Annotated in this window: 18 protein-coding genes, 1 tRNA gene and 1 pseudogene; 12 read left to right on the top strand and 8 right to left on the bottom strand. The window is 44.1% G+C overall.

Going from position 1 to position 25,863, the window contains the following annotated elements:
- Window positions 1–5: 5 nt before the first annotated feature.
- Window positions 6–2,681 (top strand): hybrid sensor histidine kinase/response regulator, encoded by a 2,676-nt coding sequence (locus ACYTPF_RS12600; protein ID WP_461852453.1) that lies wholly within the window; start codon window positions 6–8, stop codon window positions 2,679–2,681.
- Window positions 2,682–2,940: 259 nt separating this feature from the next.
- On the opposite strand, the gene ACYTPF_RS12595 is transcribed toward ACYTPF_RS12600, so the two are convergent.
- Genes ACYTPF_RS12595 through pepA form a run of 3 tightly spaced genes read right to left on the bottom strand, consistent with a single transcriptional unit; the run spans window position 2,941 to window position 7,685 of the window.
- Complete coding sequence (locus tag ACYTPF_RS12595) at window positions 2,941–5,715, bottom strand: valine--tRNA ligase (protein WP_461852452.1); 2,775 nt, start codon at window positions 5,713–5,715, stop codon at window positions 2,941–2,943.
- 35 nt (window positions 5,716–5,750) lie between these two features.
- The gene (locus ACYTPF_RS12590; RefSeq protein WP_461852451.1) at window positions 5,751–6,173 is read right to left on the bottom strand and encodes a DNA polymerase III subunit chi; all 423 of its coding nucleotides are present in this window, start codon (window positions 6,171–6,173) and stop codon (window positions 5,751–5,753) included.
- A 6-nt stretch (window positions 6,174–6,179) separates the two neighbouring features.
- Window positions 6,180–7,685: a leucyl aminopeptidase gene (gene pepA / locus ACYTPF_RS12585; protein WP_071817605.1), complete on the bottom strand. Its 1,506-nt coding sequence runs from the start codon at window positions 7,683–7,685 to the stop codon at window positions 6,180–6,182.
- Window positions 7,686–7,948: 263 nt separating this feature from the next.
- Between pepA and lptF the strand changes: the two genes are divergently transcribed.
- Together lptF and lptG are read left to right on the top strand one after the other, a co-directional pair.
- Window positions 7,949–9,049 (top strand): LPS export ABC transporter permease LptF, encoded by a 1,101-nt coding sequence (lptF, locus tag ACYTPF_RS12580; RefSeq protein WP_461852450.1) that lies wholly within the window; start codon window positions 7,949–7,951, stop codon window positions 9,047–9,049.
- On the top strand, window positions 9,050–10,111 hold the full coding sequence (lptG, locus tag ACYTPF_RS12575) for an LPS export ABC transporter permease LptG (protein ID WP_461852449.1): 1,062 nt from the start codon (window positions 9,050–9,052) through the stop codon (window positions 10,109–10,111).
- A 111-nt stretch (window positions 10,112–10,222) separates the two neighbouring features.
- Here lptG and ACYTPF_RS12570 read toward each other — a convergent pair whose 3' ends face one another.
- Entirely contained in the window at window positions 10,223–10,666 is a 444-nt protein-coding gene (locus tag ACYTPF_RS12570) for an RDD family protein (RefSeq protein ID WP_461852545.1), read from the bottom strand.
- 316 nt (window positions 10,667–10,982) lie between these two features.
- On the opposite strand from ACYTPF_RS12570, the gene ACYTPF_RS12565 reads away from it, so the two are divergent.
- From ACYTPF_RS12565 to ACYTPF_RS12535, 7 genes are all read left to right on the top strand, one after another.
- The gene (locus ACYTPF_RS12565; RefSeq protein WP_461852448.1) at window positions 10,983–11,123 is read left to right on the top strand and encodes a hypothetical protein; all 141 of its coding nucleotides are present in this window, start codon (window positions 10,983–10,985) and stop codon (window positions 11,121–11,123) included.
- An 80-nt stretch (window positions 11,124–11,203) separates the two neighbouring features.
- Window positions 11,204–13,264: a TonB-dependent receptor gene (locus tag ACYTPF_RS12560; protein WP_461852447.1), complete on the top strand. Its 2,061-nt coding sequence runs from the start codon at window positions 11,204–11,206 to the stop codon at window positions 13,262–13,264.
- A 161-nt stretch (window positions 13,265–13,425) separates the two neighbouring features.
- Entirely contained in the window at window positions 13,426–13,959 is a 534-nt protein-coding gene (locus ACYTPF_RS12555) for a sigma-70 family RNA polymerase sigma factor (RefSeq protein ID WP_461852446.1), read from the top strand.
- Window positions 13,956–14,693, top strand: coding sequence for an anti-sigma factor (locus ACYTPF_RS12550; protein WP_461852445.1), 738 nt, complete (start codon window positions 13,956–13,958; stop codon window positions 14,691–14,693). The genes ACYTPF_RS12555 and ACYTPF_RS12550 overlap by 4 nt, the downstream gene beginning before the upstream one ends.
- 205 nt (window positions 14,694–14,898) lie before the next feature.
- Window positions 14,899–16,491, top strand: a complete 1,593-nt coding sequence (locus ACYTPF_RS12545) for a DUF4331 domain-containing protein (RefSeq protein WP_461852444.1) — start codon at window positions 14,899–14,901, stop codon at window positions 16,489–16,491.
- A gap of 11 nt (window positions 16,492–16,502) precedes the next feature.
- Window positions 16,503–17,081, top strand: a complete 579-nt coding sequence (locus ACYTPF_RS12540; RefSeq protein WP_461852443.1) for an Ig-like domain-containing protein — start codon at window positions 16,503–16,505, stop codon at window positions 17,079–17,081.
- A 304-nt stretch (window positions 17,082–17,385) separates the two neighbouring features.
- A tRNA-Leu gene (locus ACYTPF_RS12535) sits at window positions 17,386–17,472 on the top strand.
- Between the two features lie 59 nt (window positions 17,473–17,531).
- On the opposite strand, the pseudogene ACYTPF_RS12530 reads toward ACYTPF_RS12535, so the two are convergent.
- From ACYTPF_RS12530 to ACYTPF_RS12515, 4 genes and pseudogenes are all read right to left on the bottom strand, one after another.
- Window positions 17,532–18,740 (bottom strand): annotated as a pseudogene (locus ACYTPF_RS12530) (ISL3 family transposase).
- 278 nt (window positions 18,741–19,018) lie between these two features.
- A complete protein-coding gene (locus ACYTPF_RS12525; protein ID WP_461852442.1) occupies window positions 19,019–20,320 on the bottom strand; it encodes a glycosyl hydrolase family 8 in 1,302 nt (433 codons plus the stop codon).
- A 455-nt stretch (window positions 20,321–20,775) separates the two neighbouring features.
- The gene (locus ACYTPF_RS12520; protein ID WP_461852441.1) at window positions 20,776–22,179 is read right to left on the bottom strand and encodes a sugar porter family MFS transporter; all 1,404 of its coding nucleotides are present in this window, start codon (window positions 22,177–22,179) and stop codon (window positions 20,776–20,778) included.
- Between the two features lie 10 nt (window positions 22,180–22,189).
- Window positions 22,190–22,951, bottom strand: coding sequence for a ThuA domain-containing protein (locus ACYTPF_RS12515; RefSeq protein ID WP_461852440.1), 762 nt, complete (start codon window positions 22,949–22,951; stop codon window positions 22,190–22,192).
- A gap of 223 nt (window positions 22,952–23,174) precedes the next feature.
- Between ACYTPF_RS12515 and ACYTPF_RS12510 the strand changes: the two genes are divergently transcribed.
- Together ACYTPF_RS12510 and ACYTPF_RS12505 are read left to right on the top strand one after the other, a co-directional pair.
- Window positions 23,175–23,738, top strand: a complete 564-nt coding sequence (locus ACYTPF_RS12510) for a hypothetical protein (RefSeq protein WP_461852439.1) — start codon at window positions 23,175–23,177, stop codon at window positions 23,736–23,738.
- Window positions 23,735–25,855 carry a glycosyl hydrolase family 8 gene (locus ACYTPF_RS12505; protein WP_461852438.1) on the top strand — a complete coding sequence of 707 codons (2,121 nt, stop codon included), beginning with the start codon at window positions 23,735–23,737 and terminating at the stop codon, window positions 25,853–25,855. The genes ACYTPF_RS12510 and ACYTPF_RS12505 overlap by 4 nt, the downstream gene beginning before the upstream one ends.
- The last annotated feature ends 8 nt before the right edge of the window (window positions 25,856–25,863 follow it).

Below are 25,863 nucleotides of genomic sequence, written 5' to 3'. Positions count from 1 at the left end.
CTTATATGTTATCGTCAATACGGATACAGCTTATAACAGTGTTAGTTGCGCTAATCGCACTGATCCTTGCCCAAGGTTTTGTAGCGCGAAAAAACCAAGAGGTTTTGAACGAAGGCGTTGCATCTGCTGCGAAAGCCGTCATTGACGTTAGTACAGTTAAAGAGCTTGAGCGCGACGTTGTCGACCTTCAGCGCAATGTCCTAATCTTTAAGGAAAATGCAAGTAAGTCAGCCATAACTCGCTTTAGCCGCCTAATGATTACGATAAACGGTAAGCTAGATAAATTAGCGGCGGTAAATGAGCTCGCTGATTCAAAAGACGACAGCAATCAAATTCTCGATAGAATGAGAGAGCATTTACACGCTTACCAGGAAAACTTCTCTCAAGTTGTTGAGGCTCGCTCAGAAAGAGACAACCTTATCGATCAGGGCACAATGTCTGACATAACGTTGCTAGGAAGTAAGCTTGATAAGGCTTTAGCACAAGGGCAGCTTTCTGCTGCTTTCGTAGACGATGCCAAGGTCATTCTTATACGTACAGAAAATGCCATGCTGAAATACTTGATGAAGCCTGATATGAAATTCATCCAGTCTTTTAATGATGCCATAGACGCTTTGAAAGGCTTACCATCTTCTGCCCCTCCTAAACTGCAACAGCGTATTGAACGCATCATAGATAGGATTAAAAACGACTTCTTTAAGCTGACACAAATAACACAAGGCAACCTTTTTCTAGTTAATGTTGTTATGGCAGGCTCTGCCAATGAATTTCTCTATTTAAGTGGAGAACTGGCGAAAAAGGTAAGTACCGACTCTGAGGTTATAACGCAGCGCACTTACCAAATAGCAGAAAGTACACAACGCAATGGTGAGCTCTTTTCTCTGTTTGCCATTTTACTTGCTTTGTCGGCGGCATTGTTTTCTACCTTGCGTATTCTTGGCCCTATCCGCTCTATCACGGAAGTTTTCAACAAGCTCGCTCAAGGCATACAAATCTCTAATATTCCAGGCAGTAATCGGAAAGATGAAATTGGCAAGCTAGCGAAAGCCGCTCTTGTGTTTAGCGATAAAAACCGTGAGACAGAAAAACTGCTTAATGAAGCGCGAACCATGAACTCTCAGTTGGAAGACTTAAATAAAGTTATCACTGAATCTAAAGTTAAAGCCGAACAAGCTACCGCATCGAAAAGTATGTTTCTGGCCAATATGAGCCACGAAATACGCACGCCTATGAATGGCATTATTGGGTTGATAGAACTAGCACAGCAGCAAGAACTTTCTTCTACGGTTAGAGGTTACTTAGACAAAGCGGCGTATTCTGGGCAGATTCTGCTAAGCGTAATTAACGATATCCTCGACTTCTCTAAAATTGAAGCAGGTAAGCTTAAAATAGAAGAAGTGAGCTTTTCACTACACTCGCTATTTGACAACTTGATTGCGGTAATTGCGTTACGAGCAAAAGAGAAGAACCTGTCGGTTCATTTTACGGTAAACCCCAAAATACCGCCTCAGGTCATTGGCGACCCTCTTCGTATAGCTCAAATTATCATGAACATTGGCAACAACGCCGTAAAATTCACAGAACAAGGCCGTATAGAAATTGAGTTTGACGGTAGCTTAAATGAAAAAGGCAACCTGCTTAATCTTTCCATGAGAATAACCGATTCTGGCATTGGAATGAGTCCAGCGCAGCTTGATAAAATATTCAAACCTTTTACCCAAGCTGACGGTTCAACCAACAGAAAATACGGCGGTACGGGTTTAGGACTTGCTATCGTTAACCAACTTACCGAACTTATGAATGGACGACTGGATGCGACCTCGACCATGGGTAAAGGCAGCACGTTTGAAGTTGAACTTCCCTTACGAGCTTTTAAAAACCAGCCCGGGGTATTAGAGAACTCGCCTCAGCTACCAAATAATAGCATTTACATCACTGAGTCACCTTTGCTTCCTGAGGCTTATTGCACCCAAATTCAGCTTTCGACAATATCGGGCATGCCATTAGATGAAGCTAAAAATGTTTTGTCGCTCCCAGACCACATTATTGTCGATGTTCATGAGTTTAGCTTCTTTAGAAAGAATATTAGCTGGCTAAATAGCTTATTGGAAAGCGGAAAATCTGTGGGCTTGGTAATGGAAAGCGCAGGCAGTGCTTTACAATCTAAATATGATTCGCTTTGGAAGGGCCCATTAATTATGCACCCCTTTACCCCGGCCCAATTCGAACGTTTTGTTAATCAGGTTATCTCGAAAGACGCCAGCTTTGAAGGTCAGCACTTTAAAGACGAATCGCTAATTACTTCACTTGAGGGGCACGTGCTGCTGGTTGAAGACAACAATATAAATCAGCTCGTTACCGGCGAGATGCTTACTAACCTAGGGCTAACCTTTGATATAGCAGAAGATGGTAAACAGGCCGTACAAAAAATAGAAAACTCGCCTCAATACGACCTCGTACTGATGGATGTACAAATGCCAGTTATGGACGGATATGAAGCCACAACTCAGCTTCGAGAAAAAGGGTTTACAGCATTACCCATTATCGGCCTTTCCGCTAACGCGATGAAAGAAGACAAGCAAAGCGCTATAAAGTCTGGCATGAACGACTATTTGACCAAACCTATAAAGCAAAAGTCTCTGATAGGCATGCTAAGACAATACTTGGGTAAGCAAGACTAGGTTCCATTGGGCGAAATCGGTTGAGGTAAATGTTTAGTCGTGCTTTTGGTAGAAGGCAACAGCACAAAGCCCTAATGTCAGTCAGTATTTATTTAAATTAAGTTCTGATGTGAGTTAGCGCTTTAATGTATTAGCCCGCATGTAATATCAGTCCGCATAGATAATTTATTAAGACGCTCCGTTTGATTGCTAATAAAAAAGGGCTACCTTTCGGTAACCCTTCTAATTTTTATCGATAAACCCCGTTCTAGGGCTGCACTTAAAGCGCTTTAATGGTCTCGAACTGCTCTTTAAGTTTGGCTAGAGCTTTTTCACCCTCTTCCAACTTAGCGCGTTCTTTTTCAATTACCGCTTCAGGCGCATTGCTTACAAACTTCTCGTTACCCAACTTGCCACGAGTACGAGAAACATCTTTCTCGATTTTCTCCATGGCTTTAGTAATACGAGCAAGCTCTGCGTCTTTATCGATAAGCCCTGCCATTGGGATAAGAATTTCCATCTCGCCCACTAGCGCTGTGGCGCTGGCTGGCGCTTCTTCACCGTCTTTCAAAATAGTTACGGTTTCAAGCTTAGAAAGCTTATCTAGGAACGCTTTAGCGGCATCAAGACGGCGAGCGTCTTCGTCGCTTACGTTTTTAAGTAGCGCATTAAGCGGTTTGTTTGGCGAGATATCCATTTCACCACGGATATTACGAATACCCACGATAAACTTCTTCACCCACTCGATATCAGCAAGTACTTTGTCGTCTTGTTTCGCTGCATCAACTTCAGGGAATGCCTGAACCATAATGCTTGCGCCCTCTTCCACCTTAAGCGCACTTAGTGGCACAACGCGCTGCCAAATAGTGTCGGTGATAAATGGCATTAGCGGGTGCAACAAGCGAAGCAGACTTTCAAGTACGTTAATAAGCGTATGACGTGTACCGCGCTTCTCAGCTTCGGTGCTAGCGTCATTGCTAAGCACAGGCTTAGTAAGCTCTAGATACCAGTCACAGAACTGGTTCCAGGTAAACTCGTATACGGTTTGCGCAGCAATATCGAAACGGTAATCTTCAAGGGCCTTTTCAAACTCAACTAGGGTTTGTTGGAACTTAGCCCAAATCCAGCGATCGGCCATGCTAAGTACCATTTCGCCACCGTCACGACCTGTATCGTGCTCTTCTGTGTTCATCAATACGAAGCGCGATGCATTCCAAATCTTGTTACAGAAGTTGCGGTAGCCTTCGACACGGGCCATATCAAAGTTAATATCGCGGCTGGTTGACGCCATAGCTGCAAACGTAAAGCGCAATGCGTCTGTACCGTAGGCCTGAATACCGTCCGGGAACTGTTTACGGGTACGCTTGGCAATCTTCTCAGCAAGCTGAGGCTGCATCATGCCAGCAGTGCGTTTAGTAACTAGCGACTCAATATCAATACCGTCAATCAAATCGATTGGGTCAAGCACGTTGCCCTTCGACTTTGACATTTTATCGCCGTTCTCATCGCGGATAAGACCAGTAATGTAGATGTCTTTAAACGGAATTTTGCCCGTGAACTTCTTGGTCATCATGATCATTCTGGCAACCCAGAAGAAAATGATGTCAAAGCCGGTTACTAGCACTGAAGAAGGCACGAAGGTTTCTAGATCAGGCGTTTCTTCTGGCCAGCCCATGGTGGCGAACGGCCATAGTGCACTTGAGAACCAGGTATCTAGTACATCGTCGTCTTGTGAAAGCGTTACGTCACTGCCGAGGCCGTGCTTTTCACGCACTTCTTCTTCAGTGCGGCCAACAAAAACCTTGCCGTTTTCGTCGTACCACGCTGGAATGCGGTGTCCCCACCACAGCTGACGTGAAATGCACCAGTCTTGAATGTTGTGCATCCACTGGTAGTAAGTCTTGTTCCAGTTCTCTGGCACAAAACGAATTTCGCCGCTTTCCACCGCTTCAATCGCAGGTTTAGCAAGAGACTCAACGGCTACATACCACTGGTCAGTTAGGTATGGTTCGATAACCGCGTTGGTTCTATCGCCACGTGGAACTTTAAGCTTGTGCGGCTCAATCTTAACCAATGCGCCTTGTGCGTCTAAATCAGCAACAATTTGCTTACGGGCGTCGAAGCGATCTAAACCGCGATACGCTTCTGGCGCTTCGTCGTTAATTTTCGCATCGTCGGTAAGAATGTTGATCATAGGCAAGTTATGACGCTTACCCATGTCGTAGTCGTTAAAGTCGTGAGCTGGCGTAATTTTAACGCAGCCTGTACCAAACTCTTGATCGACATAGTCATCGGCGATAACCGGAATTAAACGACCAGTAATCGGTAGCTTAATTTCTTTGCCGATGAAGTTTTGATAACGCTCGTCATCCGGGTGTACCGCAACCGCGGTATCGCCTAGCATGGTTTCAGGACGCGTTGTCGCAACCACTAGCTCACCGCTACCGTCAGCTAACGGGTAGCGCATGTGCCACATGTGGCCGTCTTCTTCTTCGTTTAGTACTTCAAGATCAGATACTGCTGTGTGAAGCACTGGATCCCAGTTAACCAAACGCTTACCGCGGTAAATAAGGCCTTCTTCGTGAAGTTTCACGAATACTTCAGTTACGGCTTTAGACAGGTCTTCATCCATGGTGAACACTTCGCGAGACCAGTCAGGAGAGGTACCTAAACGGCGCATTTGACCAGTAATAGTACCGCCACTGTGCTCTTTCCATTCCCACACTTTTTTGATGAAGTCTTCGCGGCCTAAATCGTGGCGCGTCTTGCCTTCAGCGTTAAGCTTACGCTCTACCACCATTTGGGTAGCTATACCTGCGTGGTCGGTACCCACTTGCCAAAGGGTGTTGTCGCCCTTCATGCGGTGATAGCGAGTTAGGGCATCCATAATGGTTTGCTGGAAACCATGGCCCATGTGAAGGCTACCGGTAACGTTCGGCGGCGGAAGCAAAATACAATATGGGTCGCCGCTGCCTGAAGCTTTAAATAAACCCGCCTCTTCCCATGACTTATAGCATTGCTGCTCGATGGACTGCGGTTCGAAGGTTTTATCCATTACACACTCTCAAATTGAAGCTAAACGCGAATGACTTATGCAGATTTAAACTGCATGTTGCATCCAGCTTGCTGATAGTTTTTGTATCTTACCCGCGCAGCCTGTTTGGCGTTCTCGTCCACGGGTACAAAATCGATGATTTGACGATGCTGATTGGGTGAAGGCACCATACCGGAACCCACGTTCACCACCATTTGTCGTCTGGCTACCTGCTCGGGCTGCCAACAAATTTCCACCGGCGTTCCTGACTGCGGCCCTTCACCAAAAAGGTTATGGGGCACAAAGCGGTCTGCCGGCAGTTGCCATAACAATTCATCAACGTCTTCAGCTTGCGCCTGTGTATCACACAGCACGCTAATTTTTTGCTTATTAGCAAACGCTGAGGCAATGACTTCACTGGCGCGGCCTGCCACACCATTGTCACTGCTGGTAAGTTGATAAAATATCACTTGTGGCATAAATGATTAGTCCTCTAACTTGATATCAGCGCGGTTCATTAGGAACTGAGACAGCATAGGCACTGGACGGCCTGTTGCGCCTTTGTTCTTACCACTGCGCCATGCCGTACCGGCAATATCAAGGTGAGCCCAGTTGTACTTCTTAGTGAAGCGTGACAAGAAACAACCTGCGGTGATCGAGCCCGCTGGGCGACCACCTAGGTTTGTCATGTCGGCAAACGGGCTTTCAAGCTGCTCTTGGTAATCGTCCCATAGCGGTAAACGCCATGCGCGATCTGAGCTTTGCTCTGACGCATTAAGTAGTTCGTGAGCTAGTGGGTTGTGCGTGCTCATTACCGCTGTTGCGTGATGACCAAGCGCGATGATAGCTGCCCCCGTTAGGGTAGCAACATCAATGACTAACTCTGGCTCATAACGTTCAACGTAGGTTAGCGCATCGCACAATACCAAACGGCCTTCTGCATCAGTATTTAGTACTTCAACGGTTTGGCCCGACATGGTCGTAAGAATGTCACCCGGACGGTAAGCTTTACCATCTGGCATGTTTTCACAGCCTGCCAATACACCAATAACGTTAATTGGCAGATTCAGCGCCGCGATAGTGTGCATTGTACCTAGTACACCTGCTGCTCCACCCATGTCGTACTTCATTTCGTCCATGGCTTCGCCAGGCTTTATTGAAATACCACCTGAATCGAAAGTAAGGCCTTTGCCTACAAGCACGATTGGCGCTTGATCAGCTGGGCCACCGCGGTGATGCATAATACTCATCATGCTTTCATTTGCAGAACCACGGCCAACGGCAAGGTAAGACTGCATACCCAGCTCTGCCATTTGTGTTTCATCTACCACTTCAGCGGTTACGCTGTCGTACTGGCTTGCTAATTCTTGTGCTTGCTGCCACAAATACGCTGGGTTACAGATGTTTGGCGGCATGTTAGCTACGTCTTTGGTTACTTTCGAACCACGAGCTACAGCTAAACCATGTTCAACTGCGCGCTCACCAACAGTAAGCTCGCGACGAGTAGGTACGTTGAATACAATTTTACGTAACGGGCGGCGAGGCTCACCTTTCTTGGTTTTAAGCTGCATGAAGGTGTAAAGTGTATCTTCAGTTGCTTCTACAGCCTGACGCACTTTCCAATAGGTATCGCGCCCTTTAACGTGAAGCTCGGTTAAGAAACACACCGCTTCCATTGAGCCGGTTTCATTCAATGTTTGAATAGTTTTGGCAATAATATTTTTGTACTGACGCTCATCAAGCTCGCGCTCTTTACCACAACCGACAAGAAGCACGCGCTCACTTAGTACGTTTGGCACGTTGTGTAGCAACAACATTTGGCCCGCTTTACCTTCAAGGTCGCCACGGCGCAACAAGTTGCTGATATAACCTTCACTGATTTCGTCTAGTTGTTCAGCCACTGCCGTAAGGCGGCGCGGCTCGAAGACACCCACAACAATACATGCGCTGCGTTGTTTTTCAGGACTGCCACTTTTTACACTAAACTCCACGATATCACCTCGCTTTTCGTCGTTTATGGTTTGCACGATGACTAAAATCACGTAACGTTTCGCGCTGCTTTATGTTTTAATACACAGCATAACTTTTTAGTTCGCTGCAATTCACGCTTACAGACCTATTGAATATAGGTTAAATTTGCGTCAAAACACCATGCAAACGGTTTATGATTGCAGGCAAAACTTGTAAAAACGGTAAGTTTAAACAAAATTGTGCTTTCTTTCACTAAAATTCCTAATTTTCCGGAAGGGCTGAGATGCTGATATTCCGCTATTTACTTAAGGAAACGCTGAAATCTCAGTTAGCGATTTTCTTTATCCTAATGGCAATTTTTGTCACCTTGCGATTCGTGCGCGTTTTGGGCGACGCATCAGACGGTGATATCCCCGCTGGGCTAGTGCTTGGCTTCTTAGGTTTATATGCCCCTATTCTCTCTTCGTTGGTGCTGCCTATTAGTGCTTATCTGGGTATTATGCTGGCACACGGCAGGCTGTATGTAGACAGTGAAATGACCGTAATGCGGGCTTGTGGTATCAGTGAATGGTACGTCACACGGGTAATGCTGTTCTTATCCGTAATCATCATGATAGTTACAGGCGCAATTACCCTTTATTTCGCGCCACTGGCCGCTGAAAATGAATACCAACTACGAGAAAAAGCCCGTAACGAAGCTGGGCTTTCTGCCCTTATGCCAGGTAGATTCCAGCAAACGGGTAACGAAAAAGCGGTTATATTTGTGCACGATGTAGATAGCAACGATAAGCTGCAACGTGTGTTTTTATCCCAGAATCAAACGGATGACAGCGAAGGCGATGTGCGCGTTGTATATGCGCAAACTGGTGAAGTGGCCAATAACCCTGACGGTACGCGAAACCTTGTGTTGAAAGAAGGGGTACAGTACGAAGGCAAACAATCTGAAAAGGCTTATCGCAAAGTAGAGTTTGACGAATACCAAATTCAGATTGCCGATAAACCCGCGGATGAAACCCGACGCAAGGTGAGCGTATTGCTCACCAGCGAGCTTTGGGAAGACGACAGTATTGAGGCCAGAGCCGAGCTTCAGTGGCGTATTGCGATACCGCTATCGATACCCTTTTTAGTGCTGATTGCGGTTCCGCTGAGCGCCGTAGATCCACGTCAGGGTCGCTTTGGTAAAATGTTTCCGGCCATTCTGCTTTACCTAGGCTACTTCTTGCTGCTGCTTGCAAGTAGACGCGTACTAGAAGATGGAAAAATGCCGCCACAATTAGGCTTGTGGTGGGTACATACCATCATGCTGATCATTGGTGTCATGTTAATCGTGCGGGACAGAAAGACCGGCACTGAGCTTCGCGCTTGGATATTGGGGAAAAAGTAGATGTTTAAAATCCTCGATTTATATATTGCCCGTACGCTGTTAGGTACTATCACCGTTACGCTTAGCGTACTTATTGGCTTAAGCGCACTTATAAAGTTTGTAGAACAGCTGCGTAAAATTGGCGAAGGTGACTATGACATGCTTGTCGCCTTTATCTACGTTTTACTAAGCTTACCTCGTGACTTAGAGCAGTTCTTCCCTATGGCCACATTACTTGGCGGCCTTATTGGTATGGGCGTACTGGCCAGTAACAGCGAACTGGTAGTAATGCAGGCCGCGGGTATGAGCCGTTGGAACATTATCAACTCGGCCATGAAATCAACCCTTGTCATGATTTTATTGGTGATGGCCGTTGGTGAATGGGTTACTCCATACAGCGAAACCAAAGCCAAACAGATAAGAACCGAAGCCATTTCAGGCGGTAGTTTATTTTCTTCCGATAAGCTGGTGTGGGCAAAAGATGGCGACCGATTTGTAAGCATTGGTCAGGTGCTTAGCCAAGATTCACTTAAAGACGTAAGCATTTTTAGCTTTAACCCAGACTTATCTCTTGAAAGTATTACCTACGCGAAAAATAGCGCTTTCGATGGCGACGGCTGGTGGTTAAGCGATGTTGAAGTAACCGAGTTTTCAGAGACCAAGGTGTCGGTAGAAGAAAACGACCGTATGCGATGGAACTCAACGCTAACCCCCGATAAGTTGGGGATTGTAGCGGTTAAGCCAGAAGCTTTATCCATCACTGGGTTGCTAGATTACGTAAATTATTTAGAAAACAACGGCCAAGACCCTGCGCGCTATGAGCTAGCGCTGTGGCGAAAAATATTTCAGCCTATCTCAGTAGGTGTGATGCTATTAATGGCACTGTCGTTCATCTTCGGCCCGCTACGTAGCGTTACTATGGGCGCAAGAGTGATTATGGGCGTACTCACTGGCTTTGGTTTCTTTATTCTTAATGAAGTGTTTGGGCCAGTCAGTTTGGTATATCAGCTGCCGCCGTTTTTGGGCGCTTTGCTGCCCAGTCTGCTGTTTGCTGCTATCGCTGGTGTTATGCTTAAACGTTGATTAAGCTATCAGCGCTCGAATAGTTTCACGGTCAAGTTGCATAAAAAAGAGGCGTTTTGAAGCCTCTTTTTTAATACTTTTTTAGCGCCCTTCAAGGCCTAGAATGCGTCATCACCAACTTTTGTGGTCGTTCGCTTCTTTGGTAAGCTTCAACACTTCCGTTTGGGCTAAGCGGTCCTGTAGTGATTGCTTATTTTTAAAATCAAACAAAACAAGCAAGGTCCCTAAACCGCCCAATGATGCGACAAGGCGAATTAACAAGCGCGGCCATGTCATAGGCTCTTCAACCGTGCTATAAATTCGTAAACGCCATGCTCGCATGCCAAGCGTTTGTCCGCCCCTGCGCCAAAACCACAAAAAGAAACCCGCTATCCACAAGCCTACCCAAGTTTGAATAAGCAGTTTATAGCCAGAGGAAGCTTGAATTAAATCTGCGGGTTCAGCATAACCTTGTAAATCAAGCGCACCGTTTTTCAGCATAACTACCAGCGTCACTATCATCATCATGGCCGCGCACATACCGACGGCAGTGGCTACTAGAGTATCGTAAATCATCGCCAATAAACGTCTAACGAAGCCTGCTCTTTGCACTGGATTGTTTTCGGCATCGTTTTTTTTAGTACTGTCCCCACCGATATTTTTAGAGTGATAAGTAGATTCGGCTCTTCGTTTCGCTTTTTTGTCGTGTTTTGCCACGCGTTTCTCTTCAATATTTTCTAGACAGTCTATATTTTGGCATATGTACGTGATTGCATAAACAGGCGCAGGTATCCTTAACGCCATTTTAAAGTTTTGCAGTTGCGGTTAAAAGTGATCGAATTTAAGTGTTTGAACATACAAAAAACTAAATCGACTTTAAAAGGAATAGTACATGTCTGTTTCGAAGAAAAAGTCAGCGAAAGAGAAGTGTCGCCCCAAAGTCTCTTCAGAGCGCCTACGTCACCAAGCATGGATAGCTACGTCATTCTTGCTGCATTTTGAACAGGGTTCTAATAAATTGTCATTGAAGTGAAACTTTGGTTTCACTTTTTTTGCATCCAATTCACTTGATGAATCGTTATATGATTAAACTACATATAATGGACATCGAGTGTGACCAATACAAAATTAATAACGTTTTCTGCTTTAAGTGCACTTTGCTTTTTACATCCTCTAGCCTGGTCTTACGACGGCTTTGAAAGTGATATTGAGCATATTCGAGTTCGTGGTGACTCTTCAGTAAAAGACGGTGAATTTATCTCGGCTTCTCAGGGATGGGTGTCTGGTGATACTATGATTGACCGCCCTATGCTACGCGCTGGTGAAATATTGGAATTTATTCCAGGTATGATGGTGACGCAACACAGCGGTTCAGGAAAAGCCAACCAGTATTTTCTTCGCGGTTTTAACCTTGACCATGGAACCGATTTCACCGTAAGCGTAGATGGAATGCCGGTCAACATGCGCAGTCACGGCCACGGTCAAGGGTACAGCGACCTAAACTTTATTATTCCTGAACTAATCGACAGCCTTAGCTATTTTAAAGGTACCTACTATGCCAACATTGGCGATTTTTCTAGCGCAGGCGGTGCGATTTTTAATTTGAGAGATTCTCTTGAAAACAACCAAGTATTCTTAGGTCTGGGCGAATATGGTTTTAAACGCGCCGTTACACTAAACCAGTTTGAAGCCGGAGAAAGCCGAGTTGTTACGGCTTTAGAATACCAAACCTATGACGGCCCGTGGACTGATGTTGACGAAGACGTAAAAAAGAAAAACGCTCATATTCGATATATTACCCCAATGTTAGATGGCCAACTTACCATAACAGGCATGGCTTATGACAATAGCTGGAATGGCGCTGATCAGGTACCCGCGCGAGCTATTCAAAGCGACTTAATAGACCGCCTTGGCTCTATCGATACCCAAGTTGGAGGTGAGTCTTCTCGCTATAGTCTATCAGCAAACTACGCTAGCGACACATGGAACGCCTCTATTTATGCCATAGACACTGAGCTTAGTTTATTTTCTAACTTCACTTACTTCCTCGATAACCCTGAGCGAGGCGACCAGTTCGAACAAGCTGATGATAGAAAAATCTATGGCGGTGAAATATTTACTACCCTCCCCCTCGCTATTACAGAAGGGAGCAGTATTACCTTGGGCGGCCAGTGGCGCTTTGACGATATTGACAATGTAGGCTTGTATCGCACTCAGAATTTAACTCGATTCGGCACCGTTCGAGAAGACGCAATAGAAAGCAACAGCTATGCACTTTTTGCTCAGTCCAATATTTTTCTAAATGATAGATTAAGCCTTTCGTTAGGCGGTCGTTATGATTATTTAGATGTTGACGTAGATAGCGACCTAGACGCCAACAGCGGCAGTGCTGACGATGGTATTTTTACGTTAAAAGCAGGTCTTAAATATTTGCTGTCTGAACAGCTCACCGCATTTGCCAATATCGGTCAAGGCTATCACTCAAACGACGCACGAGGTGCAACTATTACCGTAGATCCGGTAAGTGGGGATACAACCGAAACTTCACCGCTATTGGTGAAGTCTCTTGGTTATGAAGCTGGGGTTAATTTTACCGATAACAGAACCTATAACGTTTCAGCTGCATTATGGCGACTAGAACTAGACAGTGAACTGGTTTACGTTGGCGACGCAGGCTTCACCGAAGCAAGTCGTCCATCGGAAAGACACGGAATAGAAGTAAGCGCCTACTACTGGGTTAATCATCATCTAACAACTGACATTGAAGCGGCTTGGACAAAAGCAAGATTTAGCGACAGCGTAGAGGGCGAAGGCCGTCATATTGACGGTACAGTTCCGGGCGTTGTGAGCGCGGGCCTGACCTATTTTCAAAACAGCAACCAGTTTGGGTTTAGCTATACGCTGCGAGGTCGTTATTTAAGCTCTCGCACAGTAGAAAGTTTCGATGAAATCTCACCACCATCAACGTTTTTAATGAATGCACAGGTCGCTTATCGTCAGCCCATGTGGGACGTTACTTTAGAAGTGTTGAATGCCCTTGATAGTGATGATCATGATATCGACTACTTTTATGTGTCGAGACTTCCTGGCGAGCCTGAAGAGGGCATAGAGGATTTGCACTATCACCCGGTTGAACCAAGAAATATGCGCCTTACGGTTTCAGTCAAATACTAAAATACCAAGTTCTTGGCTAATGCAGTTTAGGAACCGTCAGGCGAAATTGAGTATCCATTCAAGCAGTTGTACATAAAGCATGCTACTTTAGAAAGTAGCCACCTCATACTTAAAAGCAACAAGTAAATGGCCGCGCCATAATGATAATAATAGGAGCATCAATGGAACATGAAACCCTGTTTCCGCTGCTGTGTAAAACAGCAGAGGGAAACAAAGAAGCTTTCGCAAAGCTTTATGAGCTAACAAGTGGTCAGCTTTACGCTGTTGCTTTAAAGCTCTTAAAAAGGCCAGAGTTAGCTGACGAAGCCACCCAAGATGCCTATATAAAAATTTGGCATAACGCCGGTAACTATCAACGGGGAAAAGGCACTGTCCTTACTTGGATGGTTAGCATTGCACGCTATCGTGCGCTCGATTTGATTCGCTACCACAACGTAAGAAATGAAGTGGAACTAAACGATGACGCTTCAGCGGGAGAAGAAAGCGCACAAACAGTTAAACTGGGAGCGGAACAAGCGAAGCTGGCCGCGTGTTTAGATGAATTAGACGGTCCGCAGCGCCAGGCTATTCATTTGGCCTATGTTAACGGTATGTCGCATCAAGAAGTTGTGACTCACTTGGCATCACCACTTGGAACTATTAAAAGCTGGATAAGACGAGGCTTGCAAAGCTTGCAGAGGTGCCTATCACTATGAATTATTTAAAAGAAGAGCGATTAAACGCACTTGCCGCGGAGTATGTGGTTGGAACGCTACGCGGTAAAGCGCGCACCCGCTATCAAAAACTAATGATGCAGTATCAAGCTGTGAGCGACGCGACTGCCCAGTGGGAGCAATACCTTACTGGATTTGCTGAAACCTTGCCACCAGTCGCACCGCCCGAAGGCGTATGGGAAAATATTCAAGCAAAACTAGGTCACAAGGCGGCTAACGATACTACATTCACGAATAATGTTGCCGATTCAGCGCCAATTAGCGGAAATATCGTCGATTTTGAACAAGAGAAGCAGAAGCGCTGGAAGAACCTATCGCTCATATCCACAGCTGCTGCGATGGTGTTGGCCGTATTGCTTTTCGTCATGCAACCTTTACCTACCCCAGAGGTTTCCCACATCGCCGTTGTCAATAATGCTGATAACACGCCACTGTGGGTGATAGAGGTATCTGACACGACTATGAATGTTAAGGTTACCGATGCTTTCGTGGCGTTAGCAGACAAAGACTATGAGCTGTGGATGGTACCGGCAAACGGTGAAGCGCCAATTTCCCTCGGTTTGATGCCTGAAGCCAATGGCGATACAAGAGCAACACCAGATATACTGCTAGATCAAAGTATCGCGGCGTTGGCAGTGAGTTTAGAAGCACCTGGCGGCTCTGTAACGGGGGCTCCAACGGAGGTACTTTATATAGCACCGATTGTTTCCGTATAAATTCAATCACTTATGCACTTAGTCAAAAGGCCACATTACGTGGCCTTTTTGCGATTTATACTTATCGCTTTTTTAAAAAAGCCTTTCAGACAGTACACTTTTACCTTTCATAAAAATTTTATTTTAATTTTTTAAACAATTTTGCATCTAAGTTGAAACTTCAATCGTTTGGTCTTTTGAACTCATAAAAACAGAGAGACCCAACATGATCCAATTCAAACGCAAAACTCTAACACTGGCTATTGCCGTGACATGCGCCGCCGTAACTGCGGGCGCAATAGCGTCAAGTCACCGTGAAGCACCTAATATTACTCGCCACCCAGCCTTAGATAGCACAGATTTTTACGCTTTCAACAGTTATGAAGAAGGCCGTGAAGACTATGTGACTTTTATTGCCAACTATATTCCACTGCAAGATGCCTACGGTGGCCCTAACTACTTTGCTATGGATCCGAATGCACACTACGCCATTCATATCGACAGCGACGGTGACGCGAATGAAGACTTAAGCTTTGTATTTAAGTTCAACAATATGCTTGCTGCCGATAACGAAGGCATTGCCCTGCCAATTGGCCCAGAAGGCGAGCAAAAAATGGTGAAAGTGCCACTAAAAAATGTAGGTGGTATAAGCGCAGACGATTCAAGCGCAGCAAACTTCTCAGAAATGTATAGCCTCACCATGGTAAGTGGCGACATGCAAACGGGCACGCGCACTACGCTTACCCCGGCAATGGGCGATATGTTCAAAAAGCCTCTTGATTACATCGGCAATAAAACTTTTACCAGTGAAACAGAATACGCACGCTATGCTGAAAGCTTCATCTACTCATTTAATATCCCTGGCTGCGATGACATGGCTAAAGTATTTGTTGGCCAGCGCAAAGACCCCTTCGTTGTTAACTTAGGCAAAACATTCGACTTGGTAAATTATGTACCTGTTGAAGGCGATAGCGCACCGGGCGCGGGGGATGGCGAAGGCTTCCCTGGCGGCATTACGCAAAGCACTATGAATGATGATTTAGTGGACAAAAACGTGACGGCCCTATCTATTGAAGTACCAAAAGCGTGTGTTACCGGTGAAGGCAATGGCGTAATTGGTAGCTGGACCACGGCAAGTTTGCCGCAAGCGCGCATTTTAAACCCAGATGCTACTTTTGAGAAGCCAGAAACCAATGGCGGCGCAATGACCCAAGTATCTCGCTTAGGTAGCCCGCTAGTTAACGAGCTTGTTATTGGTATTGGCGATAAAGACAAATTCTCTAGTTCTCATCCAAGTGCAGATGGCCAATTTGCCGATTATGTCACTCACCCATCTTTACCAGAACTACTGAACATTCTGTTTAAAGATGCAGTGAATGCTACGCTGGGTACGGATATTGAGACCCTTGCGCCGACTAACTTCCCGCGTATGGACTTAGTGACAGCGTTCCTTACAGGTTTCCCAGGCGTTAACCAGCAAGCAACCGTAACCGCATCAGAAATGCTGCGCCTAAACACAGGTATTCCAGCGACACCTGCCGAATCCCAGTCTACATTCGGTGTAGCAGGCGATGACTTAGCGGGCTTCCCAAATGGTCGCCGCCCTGGTGATGATGTGGTTGATATTGCGCTTCGCGTAGTAATGGGGCGTTTATGCTACCCCATTCCAGTTGCAGGAGAAGACACAGACCTTGGCCTTTGTACACCTGAAGACGCGAGTGTAGGTAATGTACCATTCACTGATGGTGCGCCTGTAGATGCTAGCATGATTGATACGTCATTTCCGTATCTAAAAACACCACTTGCTGGCTCTGAATAAGGAGACCCATCATGTCTACAAAGATTAGGTTATTTAATGAGTGCAGTGGTAATACTGCGCCTAACAAGCAAACGTCAGTAAATCGTCAACAACACCGTTTGTGGATTGCTTCAGGATTGGTGTTAGCACTTTCTGGCTGTTTCGACAGTGACGACGATAACGACTATCAAGCCCCTGAAGAAAATTCAGCGCCAGTAGCGGTCGACCAAATGCTAACAACGCAAGCAGATATTGCATTTGATGGAACGTTAACAGCAACCGATGAAGATGGCGACGCACTGACTTTCGGCCTTGGTGAAAACGGCAGTTTAGGTAGTGCTGAAGTTAATGCAGATGGCAGCTTTACCTACACGCCTAACGCTCAGGTTACCGGAAGCGATAGCTTTACCTTTACCGTATCTGATGGTGTGAATTCAGAAGTCACGGCCTCTGTTAGCGTAACCATAGAAGCGCAGCAGGTGTCTTTCTCTAGCTATACCCGCGATGCCTTCAATCAAGCGCCAACGGATAAGCCATTACCAATAAATGGACGTGAGTTCACCCAAGATGCTGACGACACTACATTCGATGACTTATTGATAGACCAATAACACACATCAAATGATAGGAGTTGGTTAGCACATTACCAGTGTCAACCGTAAAGCCAGGGACGGCTTTTTAAGGACGTATGAATGATGCTGAAGAATTGCCATCTCTAATGGACACCGCTATAGCAATAAAACACACAGCCAAGGTTGGTAGAAATACGCTGTTGCTAATGTGATAAATAGATTCGCCTCCTCTTTTGGACAATCTTTCGACACTTAACCATAAAAAGCACAAAAAATTGTTGTATAGGCGCGATGCATCGCTATAATGCCAAGCATCAACACCACGTTGATATCTATACACAATGCCAGTGTGATGGAATTGGTAGACATGGCGGATTCAAAATCCGCTGCTAGCGATAGCGTGGCGGTTCAAGTCCGCCCACTGGTACCATCTCTTCTTTGTAGAAGTAGATACTGAAGAGCTCTACCCCATAAACGGGGGATCAGCATTCACCTTACACGATTGATAACACCATCCCATCCGGTAACCGGCATAGCACAATGGGTCATCATTCTTATTCGATAGTTTTCAAAGTTTCTAAAACCATACGCTCTTCTTGATATCATTTCCATTTTGTTGTGGAAGCCTTCAGTGATCCCGTTGTTTCGTGTAAAGCGCCACATGGCGATGATAGGTTGCAACCACGAAGTTAAGGTTTTGGCCAGTGCACGAAGTGGACTGTGATGTAACTGTTCAAGCAAGTCTAAGAACCTCGGTAATGTCTTCTCCATTCGTTTTTCATTCATAGTCTTTAACAGCATATACCTGATGAGCTTCTGTTTGACCTCATACAGTGTTTTCAACACCGGATAGTCAGCTAAGTAGCGTTGTAGGTTGCTGTTTTTCTCTTCGCTTAAATGCCATTGATGTCATCGCATCAAACTAAGTAAACCCCGATTTTTACGTCCTTCAGGGTGGTGTTGCTGCCACGCTTTTAAGAAGTGATAGTTTATCAAGCGCACCACATGAAAACGGTCAGCGACTATCGTAGCATTAGGGAAATAGCGTTTGGCAATACCACGATAGGTTTCCGATAAGTCCATCGCGATGAGCTTCACGTTTTCTTTATTGGGAATGTGGCGTAAGTACGAGCGTAAACTTAATTCAGAACGTCCCAGTTTTACATCAAACACACTACGATGTCGTAAATCTACAAACGTCGTCGCATGACCCTTCTTACGGGTAAAAAAGTGTTCATCTATCCCCAACATCTCAGGACAAGGTCGACTGATGATTTCTTTGTATTTTTGACTGATGTGAGACTGGTACCAACGTTCAACCGTGGTAGGGCTGTTACGGTGCGTGCGTGAGATACCACGCTGCGTAACACCACCGTGGTGCGCTTCAAAGACTTCTAAGCGAAAGCACTCCGACGCCCGATAGCGTGGCCGGATCCCAACAAAAGGGTGCCTGAAATAACGACCACAGCATCGACAGTTATACTTAGGTACCTTTAAATGTAACGTTAGCACCTGATTACCTTGGCGCGTGTGCTTCACAGTACGCTTATGTGTGGCTTTTATGCGTAAATGTCGACTCTCACAATGCTTGCATAGAGGCTTTTTAGCGGGCTTTGCCCACACTTCAATAAAATCATATCTATAAACACGTTCTATTTCTAACTCACTTATGACTAAAATAGTACCTGCGTGGGACATCTGTACTCTCCATTAAATGATTCTTCGCAAAATCAGTTTAATGAATGCGGATGTCCCCCGTTAATGATGAAGAGTCAACAAATCCTACAACGATTCGTACAAACGTGCAGAACAAACTGACATAAACCGAAATGGCGGGAGAAATGCTCTAATTTGAGAGCTATATCTTCTTTACATAACAGATATAGCCCAAACAAAAGTTTTCAAATTTCCTCTATCTAGTCTATAGGATTGAAAGTAAATGCCCTTTTCCATTGAATAAATACCAGAGTGACTCATTACCCTGAGTTGGCCATTCCATGAAATTTAAACTCTCCTGTAGCATGTAGTAAAGCTAGCATATACATACTGCCGTTGTAATAGCGATAGCTTCCCGATGGAAAGTCCTGGCTCCAAAAGTCATTAAAAAACGTGCTTGCTTTTGCTGCTGATACAGTTGACCCTAATAGACCTACTGCATTGGCTGCCACTTGACCTATTCCGCACTTATCTGTTCCAATCGGCCCCCCCCACTGATAGCGTTGGAAATAAGTGCAGTTTCCGTTATTGCGCTCTCCATCAAAGAAATTTAATATGCCGTTTAGAATATCTTTATGCCACTGTTCCGCCCCTGTTAAGTGAGCGTCCAGACCAATATTCATAGCAACACGCCATGCGTCATACTCGTACATATCACCGGGATTAGGTTGCCCACAGAAAAGTAATCTGTCTGGGTTTTCCTCTTTAATACCATCGTTATTGCAATCGAGTTTTTCAGTTGAGGTAGCGGGCCAGCCGTTGTGGTAAGCAAGATAGGTAGGCAGCTTATCGACAATTTTGTTGAAGTGAGACTTTAAAAAGGCACGGCTCGTATTAGCAGCATCCCTCCAAAACTGCTTGTTAGATGAAGCTCTATAAGCAAAGTACTCGTAAAAAGCTGGTATTTGATAAGAGGGGTCGGTAATCCCTGTCCAATAGGGCGAGAAAATAATGTTTTTATTATTCATTAATTTTGTGCGCAGCGTATTCAATACACTCTCACCGTCAGCTTTGTAATTGAATGTACCACCACTGCCCCATCTAGCGTCAGCATTTAACAAAGCAAATGCGTAATATAGTTCTCCATCTGGAGCTGGTGCATGGTCGATAACGCTGACCGAATTGCCGTTAACCCGCAATTGCCACTTAAACGTACCTCGTAATTCGTTAGGGCCTGAATTTAAGGGATTACGTTGGTGGTTTTTGGCAAATCGCCAAAGTTTATTGAAGCGAGTTTGGTCGTCCATCATAACCGCAATTGTCATTGCCCAAGATTGCCCCTCTGTTCTTACATCGTTGCTATCTGGAGTCCAAATGTATGCTTGGTTATCTCCGTATTCATAGTATATACGCGAGGAACCTGAAACCATGCGACTGTAGTTAGAAGTAAGTTTATTTTGGATACCGGTTTTGCCAAACTCATTGGCCAGATTTCGATAACTACCGTTAGTTTCTGAAGCTCCCGTTTCTGGTGGTGATTGATTAAACGCCGCACTGGCATTGAGAGCGCTACACATCATTAGGCAAGGTGCAACTAATATTGCAATTACTCGTTTATTCATAAAAAGCTCGTTTATTTAAATTAATTTCAAATATTCAACACTTCATGTACATTTAAAGAATGACAACTCTCTCGGTTCAACATGAAGTGCGCCTGATTCGTCACATACGCTCATTACACTTGTTAAAATAATGTGAACACTTCGTAATATATAAGGTGTATTTAAGAGGGGCGACAGCTAAACAAATAAACATAACTTCGATCGGTATAATAATAAATTTTGAAGGTATGTTGTTGTCAATTAAAAGGGGCCTAGATAATGAAAGGAGTAGCTATCACGTTTTGAGTATTTCGCTGCAGAGGTCGGCTATATGAAATTTAGGGCTACTTCAGAACCCACGTAAGCATAGCGCAATGGTTGGTACAGTTTTAAAATGCACCGTATTTATTGGACAATAAGCGAACTGTAACTTTACCAATGTAAAAGCGGAAAATATGAAATTTGTTGAATTATACTTACATTTCTTCCAACTCTTTACCTTTGGTTTCCTTTACAAGTAGAACTATGAATACCAATGAAGCCATCGCGAAGGCGGCGTATAGACTGTATGTTCCCGACAATCCAATACCCAAGAGCAAAGCCGGGAAAGTAAAGGTTACGGCAAAGTTTGTTCCCCACTGGACAAGGCCTGATACAGCTAGGCCAGTCTCCTTTATGCTATTTGGAAACATTTCACCAAGCATAACCCACATCACAGGCCCCCAAGAAAAATTAAAGCAAAACACGTATAGGTTCGCCGAAATTAACGCTAGCGGCCCCAAGCCCCCAAGAACTAAACTCCCTGATGAATCTATATCAGCTAGGTAGAAACATGCCGACATTATTATTAGGCAGAGTGACATACCAACCGATCCCATAACAAGAAGAGGGCGACGCCCTACCCTGTCGATAACAAGTAGCGCTATGGCGCATGCACATATACTTAACCCACCACTTATCACGTTTATTAATAGAGAGTCACTCTCAGAAAACCCCACAGCTTGCCACAGTACTGCGCCATAGTAGAAAACGACATTGATACCGACTAACTGTTGGAAGCTTGCCAGACCTATACCAATCCAAAGAACCGAGTATTTCCTAGTAGAAGACGACTTAGTTACATTTAACTTTTGTCGTTCTCCTTCTATTGATAGCTTTATTTCGTTAATTTTTTGCACTACATCTTCATTTAATAACTTTCTAAATACAGACTTTGCTTGCTCAATCTTGCCTTTGGTCACTAAAAAGCGAGGGCTTTCAGGAATAAAAAAAAGCAAAACGAAATAAAGGACCGCCGGTACTAACTCCATCCAAAACATCCATCTCCAGGCTGCGAAGTCCAGCCAAAGCGTTTTTGTCGAGCCAGATGCTATATCTGCCAACAGGTAGTTACTGATAAATGAACAGAATAAACCGCTTACAATTGCAATTTGCTGAATAGATGAGAGCATTCCTCGATACTTTGCAGGCGATACCTCTGCAATATAAGCGGGCGCGATTATAGATGCCCCTCCAACAGCGAGACCACCGATAACTCTATAAAATATAAACTCTCCACTGCTTGTAGAAATACCTGACCCCCAAGCACTAAGTACGAATAAAACAGCAGAAAATTGTAAGATTGTGCGTCGACCTAATCTTCCAGCCAGCCAAGAGGAGAAAAATGCGCCTACGGCACACCCGATTAGCATACTTGATACATTAAGTCCTGTACCAATACTCTCGGATTTAAAAGCCAATTGGAGACCATCAACGGTTCCATTAATGACTCCACTATCAAAGCCAAATAAGAAACCACCTATAGTTGCCACAACACATACAAAGATGACTGAACTATGAGCAAAAATTGTTTCAAGAGAAAGAGCTTTATTATCAATCATTGCTGTCACCCTATTGCTTCATGGGCAAAGAGAGTTTTTTTACTCCCTTACCAGTTGCTGCCCAATAAATACCGCCAAATAAATGCCACTGGAACGATTCTACGTCGTAGGTAGCTGCCATATGACCCAAAGACGTATAGAAAGAGCGTCCTCCATCAAAATAATGAAACCACGCAATGGGATGAAAGCCCCCCATCCCATTTCCGCTGACTGCTTCCCATTTAGCCTCGGGGTTATACGAATTCTCATTCACAGAGAGCAAATAGTTCAAGCCCTCAACCTTAGGCTCAGAAAATTCGTACCACTCATCAGTCCATAATTGCTTGTCTTTGAACGCGTGCATGCCCGGAAAGCCACTATCCAGCACGCTAATTAAGGCTGTTTGTACAGGCGGGTGAATGATGAAAGTACGCCCTATCAATTTTTGATACCAATGCCATGACTTTTCGGTATCACTGGCGCTATGTATACCAACAAAGCCTTTTCCGCTTTGTATAAACTTTTCAAATGCCTGTTGCTGTTGATTATTAAGTACGTCGCCGGTTGTTGAGAGAAAAATTACTGCATCGAATTTTTGGAGCGTTTGTTGATCAAACATATTTGCATCTTCATGCCATTCAACATAGAAGGAGTGTCGCTCACCAAGGCTATATATAGCTTCTACCGCCTTATGTTGAGATTTGTGGTGCCACTCTTGTGTTTTTGTAAAAAGGAGTACATTAAATTCATTTGCTAATACACTGGTTGAAAAAGCGACAAGCAAAGTAGCCATCAATACTCTCGCTGTATTGCGAAAACAACAAAAAAACAAAGCTCTCTCCCTATAGACTCGCTGTTAAATTACGAATTAACAGGAGTCTATCCCACAGGCTCTTTACGAGTCTTTGTATTCCATTTATGAATTTACACTTCCAGCCAAATTGTTATTGAAATGTTAAGATTAAAAATTAACCTACTTAACTTCAATTTGACTATAACTATGATTGGAGTTTGTAATGCTTGTAAGAAAAAACGTTTTACTCAATTTTTTGAGGATGTTGATAGTTTTACATTTGGTAATCGTCAATACGGCTAATGCTGCGCTTATTGAGCACTCGCTAAAAAAAATAGATAGCAGTAGCTACGAAGTTGAATTTGCAATTTTTAATACTTCCAGTGCTCCAGTTAAAGCTTTTACACTTTATTTTGATTATGACTTTTTCGCAGGTATTTCTATTACTTCTACGCCAGCTGACTGGGATAGCTTCGCCGTACAGCCAGACCAAATATTAGGAGTAAACGAACCTGGCTTTGCAGATTTCTATTCAAGTACTGTAGCTATAGGCCCTAATAATTACTTGAAAGGTGTTCTTATTACATTTGATTGGAACGGTATGGGTGAAATAGCAAGCGCTCCTTTTTATTTTGAAACTTATGACCCTTCGACCTTTGCCGTGCTAAGTTCTGGCTACTCAACGCTGAAATCTGTATCTGTTAATGAGCCAAAGACTTTGGTCGTTTTTTTATTGGTACTTATTGTAGTAATTTCTAAGACATACGTACGGAGCGCTAAGCCATGATACTCTCTAAAGTGCCATTTCTAAGCTTATTTTTAATAGTTAACATCAGTTGTTTTCTGTCGAATTCAGCACTAGCCCAAATTCAAATCGACGGTTTGCATCTCGTCGATAAACAGCGGATAAGTCGCTATGAATTTAAATATACTTTCAACGTGACTGTTTCGAACGATGAAGCTGATGCGTTTAATATTGCTATAACACCTAACGCCCAAACGCAAACCACGTCTATACAATCTGAACCAATAAAACTAAGCTTTTTAGCCTCACAATCAGTAAAAACTCTAGAACATAGTTTGGTCTTTATACATGATAGGCGGGAGGCTTTCTCAGATGATACAATCACTTGGGAAATCACTTTTGACGCTGAGTATAGTATTTCAGACACCTTTTCGACAAATTCGAGTTTTCACACTGGAACATATACAAATTTCTTTTCAAAGCTCGGTATTGCGTCACAACAAGCGGTCTCTGATAAGCTTGAATCGACTTACTCCCAACTATTTGAACTTATACCCGAAAGTGGAAGCAGCGCTAGCGATGATAGCAGTACTGTTTTGTACAGCGAATCATTCGAGTTAGGCTTGGAAAATTGGGAGACTACTCCAGACAATGGTTCGCGATTAGAAATAGCAACAAACCATAGTGGTCAGTCAGTTGTTATTTCGCCTAGATGGGAAACCTCTGGAGACGTATTTTCCTTTAAGAACCGAGCATTTATTAATGAGAACATTCAAAACGGTATTTCCGTTAGCTTTGATCTTTATATACCTCACACATATATTGAAGATGGGAATTTAACTACGCAGCTACTGTTAGAAGATGCTAATCAGCAGCCTGCATTTGTAGGATACGCGAGCGTATCTCCGCACCCTTCGGATACTTTTTTCACAATAAAATTCGAAAATATTAGTTCGCAAACTTCATTTGGTTATATCAGCGACAGTTTTGACTTTTCCCGTGTTCAAGGTGTCGGGGTTCAATTTATTGCAAATGGAAAATCAGCCGACATTGAAGGCGACATCGTAATTGATAATGTGGAAGTTAGCACTGCGATAAATGCTCCGCCTTCTACAGATAATGGTCAAAGTCTCCTATTTGCAGCAGGAGAAGATATGGCATTCATCAAAGCAATAGACTCAAATGACATTCGCTCTGAAGGCATGTCATATGGGATGTTTATTGCTGTGATGATGAATGATCAAGAAACGTTCGATAAATTGTGGAAGTTTACTAAAACAAAAATTCAAAATAAGTCAGGTCCACATGCGCACTTTTTTGCATGGCAATTGAATGCAGAGCCACCTTATTTACCAATTGCAACAAATCCAGCGCCGGACGGCGAAGAGTTTTTTGCAATGGCTTTGTTTCTAGCCAACAACAGATGGGGAAGTAGCGAAGGCATTTTTGACTATAAGAGAGAAGCAAACAAAATACTCTCTGATATGATTTATACGAACTCATCATCTACTCGTCTAATGATGCATCCGACATACAAGCAAGTGGAGTTTGTAACTACTTTAAACATCGCATCATTTTCTGATCCCTCTTATCACCTCCCTGCATTTTACGATTTATGGGCTATATGGGCTGACGACAACAACACGTATTGGCATGAAGTAGCACAAATAAGCAGAGCTTATCTTTTAAAAGCTGCCCACCCTGTAACCGGCTTATATAGTGACTACGCATCTCACGAAGGCGTGCCTCAAGTAACAAGCTTCAACAGTAATAGTCATAAAAGTGCTTGGGACTCTTTTAGGGTAATGGGTAACCTCGCACTTGATTACAATTGGTTAAGCGAGAACGATGATTTAAAAGAAGTTGTAGAAAGGCAAGTGTCTTTCTTTTCAAATGAGGTAAATACGTTTGGCGATTTCATTGCGATTTACGAAGTCGATGGTACTCGAGAGCCTGGTATTAACTATAGAAGCCACGGAAGAACCGCAATGAATGCATTTGGAGCGACAATAAGTGAAAACAACTTTGCTAAGGAGATGATCACTTATTTGTGGCAGCAAGATGCACCGACAGGAAAGTATAGGTACTACGATGGAATGCTGCACATGCTAAGTCTTCTACATGTTTCGGGAGAATATAAAATTTATCATCCAGAATAAGTACTTTG

The organism is Alteromonas sp. HB246098, assembly GCF_054890645.1.
The sequence above is the reverse complement of the archived record's forward strand: the minus strand, read 5'-3'. Positions and strand labels throughout refer to the sequence as shown.

Bases quoted from the DNA above. Each gene is read 5' to 3' on its own strand.
- ACYTPF_RS12515 (WP_461852440.1), bottom strand. From the start codon at position 22,951: ATGGCTACTTTGCTTGTCGCTTTTTCAACCAGTGTATTAGCAAATGAA.
- ACYTPF_RS12510 (WP_461852439.1), top strand. From the start codon at position 23,175: ATGCTTGTAAGAAAAAACGTTTTACTCAATTTTTTGAGGATGTTGATA.
- ACYTPF_RS12505 (WP_461852438.1), top strand. From the start codon at position 23,735: ATGATACTCTCTAAAGTGCCATTTCTAAGCTTATTTTTAATAGTTAAC.
- ACYTPF_RS12565 (WP_461852448.1), top strand. From the start codon at position 10,983: ATGTCTGTTTCGAAGAAAAAGTCAGCGAAAGAGAAGTGTCGCCCCAAA.
- lptF (WP_461852450.1), top strand. From the start codon at position 7,949: ATGCTGATATTCCGCTATTTACTTAAGGAAACGCTGAAATCTCAGTTA.
- ACYTPF_RS12600 (WP_461852453.1), top strand. From the start codon at position 6: ATGTTATCGTCAATACGGATACAGCTTATAACAGTGTTAGTTGCGCTA.
- ACYTPF_RS12550 (WP_461852445.1), top strand. From the start codon at position 13,956: ATGAATTATTTAAAAGAAGAGCGATTAAACGCACTTGCCGCGGAGTAT.
- ACYTPF_RS12570 (WP_461852545.1), bottom strand. From the start codon at position 10,666: ATGATTTACGATACTCTAGTAGCCACTGCCGTCGGTATGTGCGCGGCC.
- ACYTPF_RS12520 (WP_461852441.1), bottom strand. From the start codon at position 22,179: ATGATTGATAATAAAGCTCTTTCTCTTGAAACAATTTTTGCTCATAGT.
- ACYTPF_RS12595 (WP_461852452.1), bottom strand. From the start codon at position 5,715: ATGGATAAAACCTTCGAACCGCAGTCCATCGAGCAGCAATGCTATAAG.
- lptG (WP_461852449.1), top strand. From the start codon at position 9,050: ATGTTTAAAATCCTCGATTTATATATTGCCCGTACGCTGTTAGGTACT.
- ACYTPF_RS12525 (WP_461852442.1), bottom strand. From the start codon at position 20,320: ATGAATAAACGAGTAATTGCAATATTAGTTGCACCTTGCCTAATGATG.
- ACYTPF_RS12555 (WP_461852446.1), top strand. From the start codon at position 13,426: ATGGAACATGAAACCCTGTTTCCGCTGCTGTGTAAAACAGCAGAGGGA.
- ACYTPF_RS12590 (WP_461852451.1), bottom strand. From the start codon at position 6,173: ATGCCACAAGTGATATTTTATCAACTTACCAGCAGTGACAATGGTGTG.
- ACYTPF_RS12540 (WP_461852443.1), top strand. From the start codon at position 16,503: ATGTCTACAAAGATTAGGTTATTTAATGAGTGCAGTGGTAATACTGCG.
- ACYTPF_RS12545 (WP_461852444.1), top strand. From the start codon at position 14,899: ATGATCCAATTCAAACGCAAAACTCTAACACTGGCTATTGCCGTGACA.